Source organism: Streptomyces sp. CGMCC 4.7035, from assembly GCF_031583065.1.
GTDB lineage: Bacteria > Actinomycetota > Actinomycetes > Streptomycetales > Streptomycetaceae > Streptomyces > Streptomyces yaanensis.
Genome location: NZ_CP134053.1, coordinates 5,233,974 through 5,249,292, shown reverse-complemented (window position 1 = coordinate 5,249,292; position 15,319 = coordinate 5,233,974). Strand labels below are relative to the sequence as shown.

The following is a 15,319-nucleotide window of genomic DNA, read 5'->3' as shown; positions in this document are numbered from 1 at the left end:
GGCCAGGGCCGCGCACCCGGTCGCGCCGTCGTAGAACGCAGTTCCAGGCGCGAGCATGAGGAGCACCGTTGAGCAGGTTGCGCTGGCTGACCGCGGGGGAGTCGCACGGACCCGCACTCGTCGCGACGCTGGAGGGACTTCCCGCCGGCGTGCCGATCACCACGGAGATGGTGGCGGACCACCTGGCGAGGCGGCGGCTGGGCTATGGGCGCGGTGCCCGCATGAAGTTCGAGCGCGACGAGGTCACCTTCCTCGGCGGTGTCCGGCACGGTCTCACCCTCGGCTCCCCGGTGGCCATCATGGTCGGCAACACCGAGTGGCCCAAGTGGGAGCAGGTGATGGCGGCCGACCCGGTGGACCCGGAGGTCCTGGCGGGGCTGGCCCGCAACGCGCCGCTGACCCGGCCGCGGCCCGGGCACGCGGACCTCGCGGGCATGCAGAAGTACGGCTTCGACGAGGCGCGGCCGATCCTGGAGCGTGCCTCGGCCCGTGAGACGGCGGCCCGGGTGGCGCTGGGCGCGGTGGCCCGGTCGTACCTGAAGGAGACGACCGGCATCGAGATCGTCAGCCACGTCGTCGAGCTGGCCGCGGCGAAGGCGCCCAAGGGCGTGTACCCGACGCCGGCCGACGTCGAGAAGCTGGACGCGGACCCGGTGCGCTGCCTGGACGCGGACGCGTCGAAGGCGATGGTCGCCGAGATCGACCAGGCCCACAAGGACGGCGACACCCTCGGTGGCGTGGTCGAGATCTTGGCGTACGGCGTCCCGGTGGGTCTGGGCTCGCATGTGCACTGGGATCGCAAGCTGGACGCCCGGCTCGCCGGTGCCCTGATGGGTATCCAGGCGATCAAGGGCGTCGAGATCGGCGACGGCTTCGAGCTGGCCCGCGTCCCCGGCTCGAAGGCGCACGACGAGATCGTGAACACGCCCGAGGGCATCAAACGGGCCTCCGGCCGCTCCGGCGGCACCGAAGGCGGCCTCACCACCGGTGAGCTGCTGCGGGTCCGCGCCGCGATGAAGCCGATCGCGACGGTGCCGCGCGCCCTGCAGACCGTGGACGTCACCACCGGTGAGGCCGCGCAAGCCCACCACCAGCGCTCCGACGTCTCCGCGGTCCCGGCTGCCGGTATCGTCGCCGAGGCCATGGTGGCCCTCGTCCTCGCGGACGCGGTGGCGGAGAAGTTCGGCGGCGACTCGGTGGCCGAGACCCGCCGCAATGTGCAGTCGTACCTCGACAACCTGGCCATCCGATGAGCGCAGCGCCTGTCGTAGTGCTGGTCGGGCCGATGGGCGTGGGCAAGTCCACCGTCGGTCAGCTGTTGGCCGGGCGGCTGGGCGTCGGCTACCGGGACACCGACGACGACATCGTGGCCGAGCAGGGCCGGACCATCGCCGATATCTTCGTCGACGAGGGCGAGCCTGCCTTCCGGGCGATCGAGAAGCAGGCCGTGCACCGGGCGCTCGCCGAGCACGGCGGCATCCTGGCGCTCGGCGGCGGTGCGATCCTCGACGCCGACACGCGGGCCCTGCTCGCCGGACAGCGGGTCGTCTACCTCTCCATGGACGTCGAGGAGGCCGTCAAGCGCACTGGCCTGAACGCCGCCCGCCCGCTGCTCGCGGTCAATCCGCGCAAGCAGTGGCGCGAGCTGATGGAGGCCCGCCGTCATCTGTATGAGGAGGTTGCCACGGCCGTCGTGGCCACCGACGGCCGTACCCCCGAAGAAGTGGCCCAAGCCGCCCTGGACGCACTGGAGTTGAAGGACGCATGACTGAGGCAGTGACGCGGATCCAGGTCGGCGGTACCGCGGGCAGCGACCCGTACGAGGTCCTGGTGGGCCGTCAGCTCCTGGGCGAGCTGGCCGGACTGATCGGCGCCAAGGCCAAGCGCGTCGCCGTGATCCACCCGGAGGCGCTGGCCGAGACGGGTGACGCGCTGCGCGCCGACCTGGCCGAACAGGGCTTCGAGGCGATCGCCGTCCAGGTGCCGAACGCGGAGGAGGCCAAGACGGCCGAGGTCGCCGCCTACTGCTGGAAGGCGCTCGGCCAGTCCGGCTTCACCCGCACCGACGTCATCGTGGGCGTCGGCGGCGGCGCGACCACCGACCTGGCCGGGTTCGTGGCCGCGACCTGGCTGCGCGGAGTGCGCTGGATCGCGATCCCGACCACCGTGCTGGCCATGGTGGACGCGGCCGTCGGCGGCAAGACCGGCATCAACACCGCCGAGGGCAAGAACCTGGTGGGAGCCTTCCACCCGCCCGCGGGCGTGCTGTGCGACCTGGCCGCGCTGGACTCCCTGCCGGTCAACGACTACGTCTCCGGGCTGGCCGAGGTCATCAAGGCCGGCTTCATCGCCGACCCGGTGATCCTGGAGCTGATCGAGGAGGACCCGGGGGCCGCCCGCACCCCGGCCGGCCCGCACACCGCCGAGCTGATCGAACGCTCCATCAAGGTCAAGGCCGAGGTGGTCTCGTCGGACCTGAAGGAGTCGGGTCTGCGGGAGATCCTCAACTACGGGCACACGCTCGGCCACGCGATCGAGAAGAACGAGCGGTACAAGTGGCGCCACGGCGCCGCCGTCGCCGTCGGTATGCACTTCGCCGCCGAACTCGGGCGTCTGGCGGGCCGGTTGGACGACGCGACCGCCGACCGTCACCGCGCGATCCTGGAGTCGGTCGGGCTGCCGCTGCACTACCGCTACGACCAGTGGCCCAAGCTGCTGGAGACCATGAAGGTCGACAAGAAGTCCCGCGGCGACCTGCTCCGCTTCATCGTCCTGGACGGTCTGGCCAAGCCCACCGTGCTGGAAGGCCCCGACCCGGCCGTGCTGCTCGCCGCGTACGGCGAAGTGGGGAACTAGCCCCTTTCGGGTCCGCCTTGTGGGGGAGTCGTTCCCCTGGGCGTCGGTTGCCCCGATTTGCCTGCGGAGACGGGCACTTCGGGCCGTCCCCGGCCGTTCACACAACAGCGGCCGGGGACGGTACCGTTCGGTAGGGAGCGGGGTGCCACGCCCCGCTGCCGGCGTCAATCGCCTGCGCGACGAAAGAACGAGACGGAGTGGCACCGGATGCAGCACGCAGTGGGAGCTCCGCTGCCGCCTTCCCACCAGCCGGGGCACGGTCCGGCGACCGCCTGGTCACCGGACGCACATCACCCGGGACAACCGGGCGCCCACCCGGGCCCCGCACCACGGACCCCGCCCGCGTCCGCGCCGGGCTTCGCGGGACCCCCGATGCCTTCCGGAGCGCCGCACACCCACATCCCGCCGCATCACGTGCCCGTGCCCCCCACCCCTGACACCACGGGCCATGTGCAGCTCCCGGCCGGCTCGGTCGGCATACCGGGCACACCGCCCGTCGCGAGCCCGCCCGACCCCTCGTCCACCACGCTCGCCGTGCTGCTCATCGGCCCCGCCGGGGCGGGTAAGACCAGTGTCGCCAAGTACTGGGCGGACCACCGCCGGGTCCCCACGGCCCACATCAGCCTCGACGACGTACGCGAATGGGTCCGTTCGGGCTTCGCCGACCCGCAGTCGGGGTGGAACGAGAATTCGGAGGCGCAGTACCGCCTTGCCCGCCGGACCTGCGGCTTCGCGGCCCGCAATTTCCTGGCCAACGGCATCTCGTGCATCCTCGACGACGCCGTCTTCCCCGACCGCCCGGTCGTCGGCCTCGGTGGCTGGAAGCGACATGTGGGCCCCGGCCTGCTGCCGGTGGTCCTCCTACCCGGCCTGGAGATCGTCCTGGAGCGCAACGCGGAGCGCACCGGCAACCGCCGACTCAGCGACGAAGAGGTAGCCCGCATCCACGGCCGCATGGCCGGCTGGTACGGTTCCGGGCTGCCGATCATCGACAACTCCCAGCTCGACGTGGAGGGGACGGCCCGGGTTCTGGACGAGGTTCTGTCCCGCGCGATCGCGAGCCCGCCGCAGTGGTGAAGCCCTGGCCGTGGGTGCCCCGGAATCGGGCGCCGGGTGTAGCGATGCTTTCTCCCGGGCCTGGGGGCGCCCGGTAGGGGTGTCTTCGCCGCCCGTCCGGACCTCTGGACCAGCGATATCCGGCCACCGCTCGTAGGCTCGGGTCATGTCAGAGGTGTACGCGGCCCGCCGCGAGCGGCTGAGGGAATGCTGCAGCGCGGGTGGCAGTGCCACGGCGCTGGTCTCCCACCCCGCCAACGTCCGCTATCTCGCGGGCACCGCCCCGAAGGGCGCCGTACTGCTCCTGGGCGTGGGCGAAGACGTGCTGGTCTGCGCCGGACCGCCGGACGAAGACCCCGCTCACGGGCGGCCCGACGAGGCGCTGCGCACGCACTCGCCGGCGGTGCCCGGCGGCGACTGTGCCGTCGCGGCGGCCGACCTGGCCGCCGCGCAGGGCGCCGACTCCCTGGCGGTCGAGGAGCACCACCTCACCGTCGCCCGCCACCGCGCCCTGCGGTCGGTCGCGCCCCGGCTGCGGCTCGCCGACCTCGGCGGTGTGGTCGAGCAGCTGCGGGTCGTGAAGGACGAAGAGGAGATCGCCCTCCTGCGGATCGGCGCGGAGATCGCCGACCAGGCCCTGAGCGAGCTGCTCGAATCCATCCTCGTGGGCCGCACCGAACGGCATCTCGCCCTGGAACTGGAGCGCCGCCTCGTCGATCACGGCGCCGACGGGCCCGCTTTCATGACTTCCGTCGCCACCGGCCCGAACTCCGGCCGCCGCGGTCACCGCCCCACCGACCGCCGGGTCGAGGAGGGCGACTTTCTCTCCGTCTGCCTCGGCGCCGCCTACCGCGGTTACCGCTGCGAGATCGGCCGGACCTTCGTCATCGGCACCTCGCCCGCCGACTGGCAGATCGAGCTGTACGACCTCGTTTTCGCCGCTCAGCGCGCCGGACGCCAGGCCCTGGCACCGGGCGCCGGCTACCGCGACGTGGACCGCGCCGCACGTCAGGTGCTGGACTCCGCCGGGTACGGCGAGGGCCTTCCGCCGCTGACCGGGCACGGTGTGGGACTGGAAAACGACGAGGACCCGCAGTTGGGTCCCGCGGCCATGGGTAAACTGGACGCTTGCGTGCCGGTCACTGTCGAGCCGGGGGTCCACCTCCCCGGCCGGGGCGGTGTCCGGATCGATGACACGCTCGTCGTACGCCCCGAGGCGGACGGCGGACCCGAGCTACTCACCATCACGACCAAGGAGCTGCTCGCGCTGTAGCGCCCCCAGGGAAGTTCAGGCACGTCCCCACGCCGCCCGGCACGCACTCTCGCCGCACCGGCCGAAGGCCCTAGTAGCTCCGCTACGAGGACCTTCACCCGGCACGCCGATAGCACGCACCGAACGACGCGGGAACGCACCCGCACTTCCCCGGCGCCGCTCGGTGCGTGCCCCGGGGTCGTCCACGTCAGTCCAGGAGATTCCGCAACCGTGGCTTCCACGAACGACCTCAAGAACGGCCTTGTGCTCAAGCTCGAAGGCGGCCAGCTCTGGTCCGTCGTCGAGTTCCAGCACGTCAAGCCCGGCAAGGGCCCGGCCTTCGTGCGTACCAAGCTCAAGAACGTGCTCTCCGGCAAGGTCGTCGACAAGACCTTCAACGCCGGCGTCAAGGTCGAGACGGCCACTGTCGACAAGCGCGACATGCAGTTCTCGTACATGGATGGCGAGTACTTCGTCTTCATGGACATGGAGACGTACGACCAGCTGATGGTCGACCGCAAGGCCGTCGGCGACGCCGCGAACTTCCTCATCGAGGGCTTCACCGCCACCGTCGCGCAGCACGAGGGCGAGGTGCTCTTCGTCGAGCTGCCGGCCGCCGTCGAGCTCGTCATCCAGGAGACCGAGCCGGGCGTCCAGGGTGACCGTTCCACCGGTGGCACCAAGCCCGCCACCCTGGAGACCGGCCACCAGATCCAGGTCCCGCTCTTCATCACCACCGGTGAGAAGATCAAGGTCGACACCCGCACGAGCGACTACCTCGGCCGGGTGAACAGCTAACCGTGGCTGCTCGTAACACGGCTCGTAAGCGCGCCTTCCAGATCCTCTTCGAGGGTGACCAGCGCGGGGCCGACGTCCTCACGGTCCTCGCGGACTGGATCCGGCTCTCGCGGACCGACACTCGGCAGCCGCCGGTGAGCGAGTACACGATGCAGCTGGTCGAGGGCTACGCGGAGCACGCGAAGCGCATCGACGAGCTGATCGCGCAGTACTCGGTCGGCTGGACGCTCGACCGCATGCCGGTCGTCGACCGCAACATCCTGCGTCTCGGCGCCTACGAGCTGATCTGGGTCGACGAGACCCCGGACGCCGTGGTGCTCGACGAGATGGTGCAGCTCGCCAAGGAGTTCTCCACGGACGAGTCGCCCGCCTTCGTCAACGGACTGCTCGGCCGGCTGAAGGACCTGAAGCCGTCTTTGCGCCGCGACGAGGGCTGAGACCCGCATGAACGCCGGAGGTCCCGCAGCACGCGTGCTGCGGGACCTCCGGCGTTGTTCCTGGTACTCGTGGGACCGCCGATTTCCTCGTCCGGCTTTCGGCGCTCCCCGAACGGCGCCGGGGTGGCCGGAAACCGTACAAGTTCCGGCCACCCCGGCGGCACGTTTCTGCTGAGGCTGGAGCGGTCAGCTCTCCTCGTGGGAGACCGCGCGGCGCGCGTCCGCGTCGAGGACGCCCCAGCTGATCAGCTGCTCGGTCAGAACCGAGGGCGACTGGTCGTAGATGACCGCGAGCGTGCGCAGGTCGTCCTGGCGGATCGACAGCACCTTGCCGTTGTAGTCACCGCGCTGTGACTGGATCGTCGCCGCGTACCGCTGGAGCGGGCCCGCCTTCTCGGCCGGCACGTTGGCCAGGCGCTCAAGGTCGAGGACCAGCTTCGGCGGCGGCTCGGCGGCGCCACCCGGAGTGGTGCCGGGCAGCAGCTCCTGCACCGGGACCCCGTAGAAGTCCGCCAGCTCGGCGAGGCGCTGCACGGTGACGGCGCGGTCTCCGCGCTCGTACGAACCGACCACGACCGCCTTCCAGCGTCCCTGGGACTTCTCCTCCACACCGTGAAGGGAAAGGCCCTGCTGGGTGCGGATGGCCCGGAGCTTGGCCCCGAGCTGTTTGGCGTATTCGCTGGACATATAGCTCCCCGGACGAAGGCTGGTGACTCACTGTGAGGTTACGCAGCGTGACTCTTCCCCGTCAAGCCGAATGGTCCGGACCGACCCCTCCGTGCTAAACGGCCTGCGACGACGCCGGACGGGTGACGCATAAAGCCAGGGGGGTGATCGGCCGCCGACGATGGGCTGGTAACGTGTATGGCGCAATTCCGACGTCCTTTAAGGTCCGTCCCGTGAGGCGGAGAAGGAGGTCCGTTTCGTATGGACACGCAGCATTCCGATGCGCGGCCCGTCCTCGAAGGCCCTGACATCGCGCGGGTGCTGACCCGCATCGCCCATGAGATCGTCGAGCGCGCCAAGGGCGCCGACGACGTGGTGCTCCTCGGCATTCCCACCCGAGGTGTCTTCCTGGCCCAGCGACTCGCCGCCAAGCTCGAGCAGATCACCGGCCGCAAGATCCCGGTCGGCTCCCTCGACATCACCATGTACCGCGACGACCTGCGCATGCAGCCGCCGCGGGCGCTCGCCCGCACCGAGATCCCCGGTGACGGCATCGACGGCCACCTCGTCGTCCTCGTCGACGACGTGCTCTTCTCCGGCCGCACCATCCGTGCCGCCCTCGACGCCCTGAACGACATCGGGCGCCCGCGTGCGGTCCAGCTCGCGGTCCTCGTCGACCGCGGCCACCGCGAGCTCCCGATCCGCGCCGACTACGTCGGCAAGAACCTCCCCACGTCGCTGCGGGAGACGGTCAAGGTCCAGCTCGCCGAGGAGGACGGTCGCGACACCGTGCTGCTCGGTGTGAAGCAGACCGCCCCGGGCGCACAGCAGTAGCACTCCGACGTACGTCATCGGCGTACGCCTCGCGAGTGCGCCTCCGCGCGTGCCAGCCCGCCCGAATCCTCCCGAATAGAACGCTTTACGGAGCCTGAAAGATGCTGCGTCATCTCATCTCGGCCGCCGACCTCACCCGCGACGACGCCGTCCTGATCCTCGACACCGCCGAGGAGATGGCCCGGGTCGCGGACCGGCCGATCAAGAAGCTGCCGACCCTGCGCGGCCGCACCGTCGTCAACCTCTTCTTCGAGGACTCCACCCGCACCCGGATCTCCTTCGAGGCCGCCGAGAAGCGGCTGTCCGCGGACGTCATCAACTTCACCGCCAAGGGGTCCAGCGTGTCCAAGGGCGAGTCCCTGAAGGACACCGCCCAGACCCTGGAGGCCATGGGCGTCGACGCCGTCGTCATCCGGCACGGCGCATCCGGGGCCCCCTACCGCCTGGCCACCTCCGGCTGGATCGACGCCGCCGTCATCAACGCCGGCGACGGCACCCACCAGCACCCCACCCAGGCCCTGCTCGACGCCTTCACCATGCGCCGCCGCCTCGTCGGCCGGGACGCCGGGCTCGGCCGCGACCTGGCCGGCAGGCGCATCACGATCGTCGGCGACGTGCTGCACAGCCGCGTCGCCCGCTCCAACGTCGACCTGCTGCACACCCTCGGCGCCGACGTCACCCTGGTCGCCCCGCCCACCCTGCTGCCGGTCGGCGTCGAGTCCTGGCCCTGCGAGATCTCGTACGACCTCGACAGCACGCTGCCGAAGGCCGACGCGGTGATGATGCTGCGCGTGCAGCGCGAGCGCATGCACGCCGCCTTCTTCCCCACCGAGCGCGAGTACTCGCGGCGCTACGGCCTCGACTCCGACCGCATGGCGAAGATGCCCGAGCACGCCATCGTGATGCACCCCGGCCCGATGGTCCGCGGCATGGAGATCACCGCCGAGGTCGCCGACTCCGACCGCTGCACCGTCGTCGAGCAGGTCGCGAACGGTGTCTCCATCCGCATGGCGGTCCTGTACCTGCTGCTCGGCGGCAACGAACCCGCCGTCACCCACGCCCGTACCACCGAGGAGAAGTAAGACAGATGAGCAAGATCCTGATCCGTGGTGCGAAGGTGCTCGGCGGCGAGCCGCAGGACGTGCTGATCGACGGCGAGACGATCGCCGAAGTGGGGACCGGCCTTTCGGCCGAGGGCGCAGAGGTCGTCGAGGCCGACGGCAAGGTGCTCCTGCCGGGTCTCGTCGACCTGCACACCCACCTGCGCGAGCCCGGCCGTGAGGACTCCGAGACCGTCCTGACCGGTACGCGAGCGGCCGCGAGCGGCGGCTACACCGCCGTGTTCGCCATGGCCAACACCTTCCCGGTCGCCGACACCGCAGGCGTCGTGGAGCAGGTCTACCGGCTCGGCAAGGAGCACGGCTACTGCGACGTGCAGCCCATCGGCGCCGTCACCGTCGGCCTGGAGGGCAGGAAGCTCGCCGAGCTGGGCGCCATGCACGAGTCCGCGGCGGGCGTCACGGTCTTCTCCGACGACGGCAAGTGCGTGGACGACGCGGTGATCATGCGCCGCGCGCTGGAGTACGTGAAGGCCTTCGGGGGCGTGGTCGCCCAGCACGCGCAGGAGCCGCGGCTGACCGAGGGCGCCCAGATGAACGAGGGCGTCGTCTCCGCCGAGCTGGGCCTGGGCGGCTGGCCGGCGGTCGCCGAGGAGTCGATCATCGCGCGGGACGTACTGCTCGCCGAGCACGTCGGCTCCCGCGTCCACATCTGCCACCTGTCGACCGCCGGGTCCGTCGAGATCGTGCGCTGGGCCAAGTCCCGGGGCATCGACGTGACCGCCGAGGTCACCCCGCACCACCTCCTCCTCACCGACGAGCTGGTGCGCACCTACAACCCCGTCTACAAGGTCAACCCGCCGCTGCGCACCGAGCGCGACGTGCTGGCGCTGCGGGAGGCGCTCGCCGACGGCACGATCGACATCGTCGCCACCGACCACGCCCCGCACCCGCACGAGGACAAGGACTGCGAGTGGGCGGCCGCCGCCATGGGCATGGTCGGCCTGGAGACCGCCCTGTCGGTGGTCCAGGAGACGATGGTCGACACCGGGCTGCTCGACTGGGCGGGCGTCGCCGACCGCATGTCCTTCAAGCCCGCGAAGATCGGCCGGGCCACGGGCCACGGCCGCCCCGTCTCGGCAGGTGAGCCCGCCAACCTCGCGCTCGTCGACACGGCATACCGTGGGCCCGTGGACCCCGCGGGCTTCGCCTCGCGCAGCCGCAACACCCCGTACGAGGGCCGTGAGCTGCCGGGCCGTGTCACGCACACGTGGCTCCGGGGCAAGGCCACGCTCGTCGACGGGAAGCTCGCGTGACACCTCAAATCCTGCTCGCCGCCGAGAAGCAATCGGCGGAAGTGACCGACTGGGCCGCCCGCATCGGCTGGCTCGTGGGACTCGCCCTGTTCATCGCCCTCGTCTACTGGCTGATGCGCGAGGGCTGGAAGTGGCGCGGCACCCTCCAGAGCGACCTGCCGGAGCTGCCTGCCGTGCCTGAAGACCCCGGCCCGGCGAAACTGAGGATGAGCGGCCGCTACCACGGCTCCACCACCGCCGGGCAGTGGCTGGACCGCATCGTGGCCCACGGCCTGGGCACCCGCAGCCGGGTCGAGCTCACGCTGACGGACGCGGGCCTGGACGTCGTACGCCCCGGGGCGACCGACTTCTTCGTCCCCGCCGCCGCACTGCGCGAGGCCCGGCTCGACAAGGGCATCGCGGGCAAGGTCCTCACCGAGGGCGGACTGCTGATCGTGACCTGGGAGCACGGCGACAAGCTGATCGACTCCGGGTTCCGCTCCGACACCGCGGCCGAGCACAACGACTGGGTCGACACCCTGAACCAGATGATCAACAAGACGGAAGGCGCACGATGACGACCTCCACCAGGGGAGCCTCGAAGGTTCCCGCCGTACTCGTCCTGGAGGACGGCCGGATCTTCCGCGGCCGTGCCTACGGGGCCGTGGGGGTGACCTTCGGCGAAGCCGTGTTCTCCACCGGCATGACCGGCTACCAGGAGACCCTCACCGACCCGTCGTACCACCGGCAGGTCGTCGTGATGACCGCCCCCCACGTCGGCAACACCGGCGTCAACGACGAGGACCCCGAGTCGAAGCGGATCTGGGTCGCGGGCTATGTCGTACGCGACCCCGCGCGCGTGCCCTCCAACTGGCGTGCCAAGCGCTCCCTGGACGAGGAGCTGCGCCACCAGGGCGTCGTCGGCATCAGCGGCATCGACACCCGGGCCCTCACCCGCCACCTGCGCGAGCGGGGCGCCATGCGCGTCGGCATCTTCTCCGGCAACGCGCTCCCCGACGAGGGAGTCATGCTCGCCGAGGTGCGCCAGGCCCCCGAGATGAAGGGCGCGGACCTCTCCGCCGAGGTCGCCACGACCGAGGCGTACGTCGTCCCCGCGATCGGTGAGAAGAAGTTCACCGTCGCCGCGGTCGACCTCGGCATCAAGGGCATGACCCCGCACCGCATGGCCGAGCGCGGTATCGAGGTCCACGTGCTCCCGGCGACCGCGACCGTCGAGGACGTGTACGCGGTCGACCCCGACGGTGTGTTCTTCTCCAACGGCCCGGGCGACCCCGCCACCGCCGACCACCCCGTCTCCGTCATGCAGGGCGTCCTGGAGCGCAGGACGCCCCTGTTCGGCATCTGCTTCGGCAACCAGATCCTGGGCCGCGCGCTCGGCTTCGGCACCTACAAGCTGAAGTACGGCCACCGCGGCATCAACCAGCCGGTGCAGGACCGTACGACCGGCAAGGTCGAGGTCACCGCGCACAACCACGGCTTCGCCGTCGACGCCCCGCTCGACCAGGTGTCCGACACCCCCTACGGCCGCGCCGAGGTCTCCCACGTCTGCCTCAACGACAACGTGGTGGAGGGCCTCCAGCTGCTCGACCAGCCGGCCTTCAGCGTCCAGTACCACCCCGAAGCGGCAGCGGGCCCGCACGACGCCGCCTACCTGTTCGACCGCTTCGTATCCCTGATGGAGGGCCAGCGTGCCTAAGCGCACCGATATCCAGTCCGTCCTGGTCATCGGCTCCGGCCCGATCGTCATCGGTCAGGCCGCCGAGTTCGACTACTCCGGCACCCAGGCGTGCCGGGTCCTGAAGTCCGAGGGCCTCAGGGTCGTCCTGGTCAACTCCAACCCGGCGACGATCATGACCGACCCGGAGATCGCCGACGCCACGTACGTCGAGCCGATCACCCCCGAGTTCGTCGAGAAGATCATCGCCAAGGAGCGCCCCGACGCCCTGCTGCCCACCCTGGGCGGCCAGACGGCCCTCAACACGGCCATCTCGCTGCACGAGAACGGTGTCCTGGAGAAGTACGGCGTCGAGCTGATCGGCGCCAACGTGGAGGCCATCCACAAGGGCGAGGACCGCGACCAGTTCAAGGAGGTCGTCGAGGCGGTCCGCCGCAAGATCGGCCACGGCGAGTCCGCCCGGTCGGTCATCTGCCACACCATGGACGAGGTGCTCGCCGGCGTCGACGAGCTCGGCGGCTACCCGGTCGTCGTGCGCCCCTCCTTCACCATGGGCGGCGCCGGCTCCGGCTTCGCGCACGACGAGGAGGAGCTGCGCCGCATCGCCGGACAGGGCCTCACCCTGTCGCCGACCACCGAGGTGCTCCTGGAGGAGTCCATCCTCGGCTGGAAGGAGTACGAGCTGGAGCTGATGCGCGACAAGCACGACAACGTCGTGGTCGTCTGCTCCATCGAGAACTTCGACCCGATGGGCGTGCACACCGGTGACTCGATCACCGTGGCGCCCGCGATGACGCTGACCGACCGCGAGTACCAGATCCTGCGCGACATCGGCATCGCCGTCATCCGCGAGGTCGGTGTCGACACCGGCGGCTGCAACATCCAGTTCGCGGTGAACCCCGAGGACGGTCGTGTGATCGTCATCGAGATGAACCCGCGCGTGTCGCGTTCGTCGGCCCTCGCCTCCAAGGCGACCGGCTTCCCGATCGCCAAGATCGCGGCCAAACTCGCCGTCGGCTACACCCTCGACGAGATCCCGAACGACATCACCCAGGAGACCCCGGCCTCCTTCGAGCCGACCCTCGACTACGTCGTCGTCAAGGCGCCCCGGTTCGCCTTCGAGAAGTTCCCGAGCGCCGACAGCACGCTGACCACGACCATGAAGTCGGTCGGCGAGGCCATGGCGATCGGCCGCAACTTCACCGAGGCCTTCCAGAAGGCGCTGCGCTCGCTGGAGAAGAAGGGCAGCCAGTTCACGTTCGTGGGCGAGCCCGGGGACAAGGACGAGCTGCTGCGCGCGGCCGTGCGCCCGACCGACGGCCGGATCAACACGGTCATGCAGGCCATCCGCGCGGGCGCCACGCAGGAAGAGGTCTTCGAGTTCACGAAGATCGACCCGTGGTTCGTCGACCAGCTCTTCCTCATCAAGGAGATCGCGGACGAGCTGGCCGAGGCCCCGGAGCTGACCCCGGACCTGCTGGCCGAGGCCAAGCGGCACGGATTCTCCGACCAGCAGATCGGCGAGATCCGCGGGCTGCGCGAGGACGTCGTGCGCGAGGTGCGGCACGCGCTGGGCATTCGCCCGGTCTACAAGACGGTCGACACGTGCGCCGCTGAGTTCGCGGCGAAGACGCCGTACTTCTACTCCTCCTACGACGAGGAGACCGAGGTCGCGCCGCGTGAGAAGCCCGCGGTCATCATCCTGGGCTCCGGCCCCAACCGCATCGGCCAGGGCATCGAGTTCGACTACTCGTGCGTCCACGCCTCCTTCGCGCTGAGCGACGCCGGGTACGAGACCGTGATGGTCAACTGCAACCCGGAGACGGTCTCCACCGACTACGACACCTCGGACCGCCTGTACTTCGAGCCGCTGACGCTGGAAGACGTCCTGGAGATCGTCCACGCGGAGCAGCAGGCAGGTCCGGTCGCGGGCGTGATCGTTCAGCTGGGCGGCCAGACCCCGCTGGGACTGTCGCAGGCGCTGAAGGACAACGGCGTGCCGATCGTGGGCACCTCGCCCGAGGCGATCCACGCCGCCGAGGACCGCGGCGCGTTCGGCCGCGTTCTGGCCGAGGCCGGTCTCCCGGCCCCGAAGCACGGGACCGCCACCACCTTCGCCGAGGCCAAGGCCATCGCGGACGAGATCGGCTACCCGGTCCTCGTCCGGCCGTCCTACGTCCTCGGCGGACGTGGCATGGAGATCGTGTACGACGAGACCCGCCTCGCGTCGTACATCGCCGAGTCGACCGAGATCAGCCCCTCGCGGCCGGTGCTGGTCGACCGCTTCCTCGACGACGCCATCGAGATCGACGTCGACGCCCTGTACGACGGCGAGGAGCTGTACCTGGGCGGCGTCATGGAGCACATCGAGGAGGCCGGTATCCATTCCGGCGACTCGGCGTGCGCCCTGCCCCCGATCACGCTCGGCGGCTTCGACATCAAGCGGCTGCGGACCTCGACGGAGGCCATCGCCAAGGGTGTCGGGGTACGTGGCCTGATCAACATCCAGTTCGCGATGGCCGGCGACATCCTGTACGTCCTGGAGGCCAACCCGCGCGCCTCCCGTACGGTCCCCTTCACCTCGAAGGCGACCGCGGTGCCGCTGGCGAAGGCCGCCGCCCGGATCTCGCTGGGCACGACCATCGCCGAGCTGCGGGCCGAAGGACTGCTGCCCGCGCGCGGTGACGGCGGCGAGCTGCCGTTCGACGCGCCGATCTCGGTCAAGGAGGCCGTGATGCCGTGGTCGCGGTTCCGCGACATCCACGGGCGGGGCGTCGACACGGTTCTCGGGCCGGAGATGCGCTCCACCGGTGAGGTCATGGGCATCGACTCCGTCTTCGGCACGGCGTACGCCAAGTCGCAGGCGGGCGCGTACGGCCCGCTGCCGACCAAGGGCCGCGCCTTCATCTCGGTCGCCAACCGCGACAAGCGCTCGATGATCTTCCCGGCGCGCGAGCTCGTCGCCCACGGCTTCGAGCTGCTCGCCACCTCCGGCACGGCCGAGGTCCTCAAGCGCAACGGCATCAAGGCCACGGTGGTGCGCAAGCAGTTCGAGGGCGCCGGACCGAACGGCGAGAAGACCATCGTCCAGCTCATCCACGAGGGTGAGGTCGACCTCATCGTCAACACCCCGTACGGCACCGGCGGCCGCCTCGACGGCTACGAGATCCGTACGGCGGCTGTGGCACGCTCCGTGCCCTGCCTGACGACCGTCCAGGCGCTCGCGGCGGCGGTCCAGGGCATCGACGCCCTCACCCACGGCGACGTGGGCGTCCGTTCGCTCCAGGAACACGCGGAACACCTGACCGCGGCCCGCGACTAGCAGCCCTGAGGGGGACATCGGAAACGGTGTCCCCCTCTTCATGAGGGCT

General features: G+C 70.4%; 14 protein-coding genes. 13 read left to right on the top strand and 1 reads right to left on the bottom strand.

The window, feature by feature from the left end; genetic code table 11:
- Positions 1–68 precede the first annotated feature (68 nt).
- From aroC to nusB, 7 genes are all read left to right on the top strand, one after another.
- Positions 69–1,253, top strand: coding sequence for a chorismate synthase (gene aroC, locus Q2K21_RS22840; RefSeq protein ID WP_310774315.1), 1,185 nt, complete (start codon positions 69–71; stop codon positions 1,251–1,253).
- Positions 1,250–1,768, top strand: a complete 519-nt coding sequence (locus tag Q2K21_RS22835; protein ID WP_310774314.1) for a shikimate kinase — start codon at positions 1,250–1,252, stop codon at positions 1,766–1,768. Before aroC ends, Q2K21_RS22835 begins: the two co-directional genes overlap by 4 nt.
- Entirely contained in the window at positions 1,765–2,856 is a 1,092-nt protein-coding gene (gene aroB, locus Q2K21_RS22830) for a 3-dehydroquinate synthase (protein ID WP_310774311.1), read from the top strand. The genes Q2K21_RS22835 and aroB overlap by 4 nt, the downstream gene beginning before the upstream one ends.
- Before the next feature lie 207 nt (positions 2,857–3,063).
- The gene (locus Q2K21_RS22825; RefSeq protein WP_310774309.1) at positions 3,064–3,933 is read left to right on the top strand and encodes a Pro-rich N-terminal domain-containing protein; all 870 of its coding nucleotides are present in this window, start codon (positions 3,064–3,066) and stop codon (positions 3,931–3,933) included.
- A 145-nt stretch (positions 3,934–4,078) separates the two neighbouring features.
- On the top strand, positions 4,079–5,185 hold the full coding sequence (locus tag Q2K21_RS22820) for an aminopeptidase P family protein (protein WP_310774307.1): 1,107 nt from the start codon (positions 4,079–4,081) through the stop codon (positions 5,183–5,185).
- 210 nt (positions 5,186–5,395) lie between these two features.
- A complete protein-coding gene (gene efp / locus Q2K21_RS22815) occupies positions 5,396–5,962 on the top strand; it encodes an elongation factor P (RefSeq protein WP_033532566.1) in 567 nt (188 codons plus the stop codon).
- A 2-nt stretch (positions 5,963–5,964) separates the two neighbouring features.
- Entirely contained in the window at positions 5,965–6,399 is a 435-nt protein-coding gene (gene nusB, locus Q2K21_RS22810) for a transcription antitermination factor NusB (protein ID WP_310774288.1), read from the top strand.
- Between the two features lie 186 nt (positions 6,400–6,585).
- On the opposite strand, the gene bldD is transcribed toward nusB, so the two are convergent.
- The gene (bldD, locus tag Q2K21_RS22805) at positions 6,586–7,086 is read right to left on the bottom strand and encodes a transcriptional regulator BldD (protein WP_055492879.1); all 501 of its coding nucleotides are present in this window, start codon (positions 7,084–7,086) and stop codon (positions 6,586–6,588) included.
- Between the two features lie 240 nt (positions 7,087–7,326).
- Here bldD and pyrR point away from each other — a divergent pair, with 240 nt between their 5' ends.
- The 6 genes from pyrR to carB all read left to right on the top strand — a co-directional run bounded on the left by pyrR (position 7,327) and on the right by carB (position 15,270).
- Complete coding sequence (gene pyrR, locus Q2K21_RS22800; RefSeq protein ID WP_310774282.1) at positions 7,327–7,899, top strand: bifunctional pyr operon transcriptional regulator/uracil phosphoribosyltransferase PyrR; 573 nt, start codon at positions 7,327–7,329, stop codon at positions 7,897–7,899.
- Between the two features lie 101 nt (positions 7,900–8,000).
- Positions 8,001–8,981 carry an aspartate carbamoyltransferase catalytic subunit gene (locus Q2K21_RS22795; RefSeq protein WP_310774279.1) on the top strand — a complete coding sequence of 327 codons (981 nt, stop codon included), beginning with the start codon at positions 8,001–8,003 and terminating at the stop codon, positions 8,979–8,981.
- Between the two features lie 5 nt (positions 8,982–8,986).
- Positions 8,987–10,273 (top strand): dihydroorotase, encoded by a 1,287-nt coding sequence (locus Q2K21_RS22790; RefSeq protein ID WP_310774277.1) that lies wholly within the window; start codon positions 8,987–8,989, stop codon positions 10,271–10,273.
- Positions 10,270–10,830, top strand: coding sequence for a PH-like domain-containing protein (locus tag Q2K21_RS22785; protein WP_310774274.1), 561 nt, complete (start codon positions 10,270–10,272; stop codon positions 10,828–10,830). Before Q2K21_RS22790 ends, Q2K21_RS22785 begins: the two co-directional genes overlap by 4 nt.
- Positions 10,827–11,969 carry a glutamine-hydrolyzing carbamoyl-phosphate synthase small subunit gene (carA, locus tag Q2K21_RS22780; protein WP_310774271.1) on the top strand — a complete coding sequence of 381 codons (1,143 nt, stop codon included), beginning with the start codon at positions 10,827–10,829 and terminating at the stop codon, positions 11,967–11,969. Before Q2K21_RS22785 ends, carA begins: the two co-directional genes overlap by 4 nt.
- On the top strand, positions 11,962–15,270 hold the full coding sequence (gene carB, locus Q2K21_RS22775) for a carbamoyl-phosphate synthase large subunit (RefSeq protein WP_310774268.1): 3,309 nt from the start codon (positions 11,962–11,964) through the stop codon (positions 15,268–15,270). Before carA ends, carB begins: the two co-directional genes overlap by 8 nt.
- The last annotated feature ends 49 nt before the right edge of the window (positions 15,271–15,319 follow it).

Coding starts and splice junctions, on each gene's coding strand:
- Q2K21_RS22835 (WP_310774314.1), top strand. CDS start 1,250: ATGAGCGCAGCGCCTGTCGTAGTGCTGGTCGGGCCGATGGGCGTGGGC.
- aroB (WP_310774311.1), top strand. CDS start 1,765: ATGACTGAGGCAGTGACGCGGATCCAGGTCGGCGGTACCGCGGGCAGC.
- Q2K21_RS22825 (WP_310774309.1), top strand. CDS start 3,064: ATGCAGCACGCAGTGGGAGCTCCGCTGCCGCCTTCCCACCAGCCGGGG.
- Q2K21_RS22820 (WP_310774307.1), top strand. CDS start 4,079: ATGTCAGAGGTGTACGCGGCCCGCCGCGAGCGGCTGAGGGAATGCTGC.
- bldD (WP_055492879.1), bottom strand. CDS start 7,086: ATGTCCAGCGAATACGCCAAACAGCTCGGGGCCAAGCTCCGGGCCATC.
- pyrR (WP_310774282.1), top strand. CDS start 7,327: ATGGACACGCAGCATTCCGATGCGCGGCCCGTCCTCGAAGGCCCTGAC.
- Q2K21_RS22795 (WP_310774279.1), top strand. CDS start 8,001: ATGCTGCGTCATCTCATCTCGGCCGCCGACCTCACCCGCGACGACGCC.
- Q2K21_RS22790 (WP_310774277.1), top strand. CDS start 8,987: ATGAGCAAGATCCTGATCCGTGGTGCGAAGGTGCTCGGCGGCGAGCCG.
- carA (WP_310774271.1), top strand. CDS start 10,827: ATGACGACCTCCACCAGGGGAGCCTCGAAGGTTCCCGCCGTACTCGTC.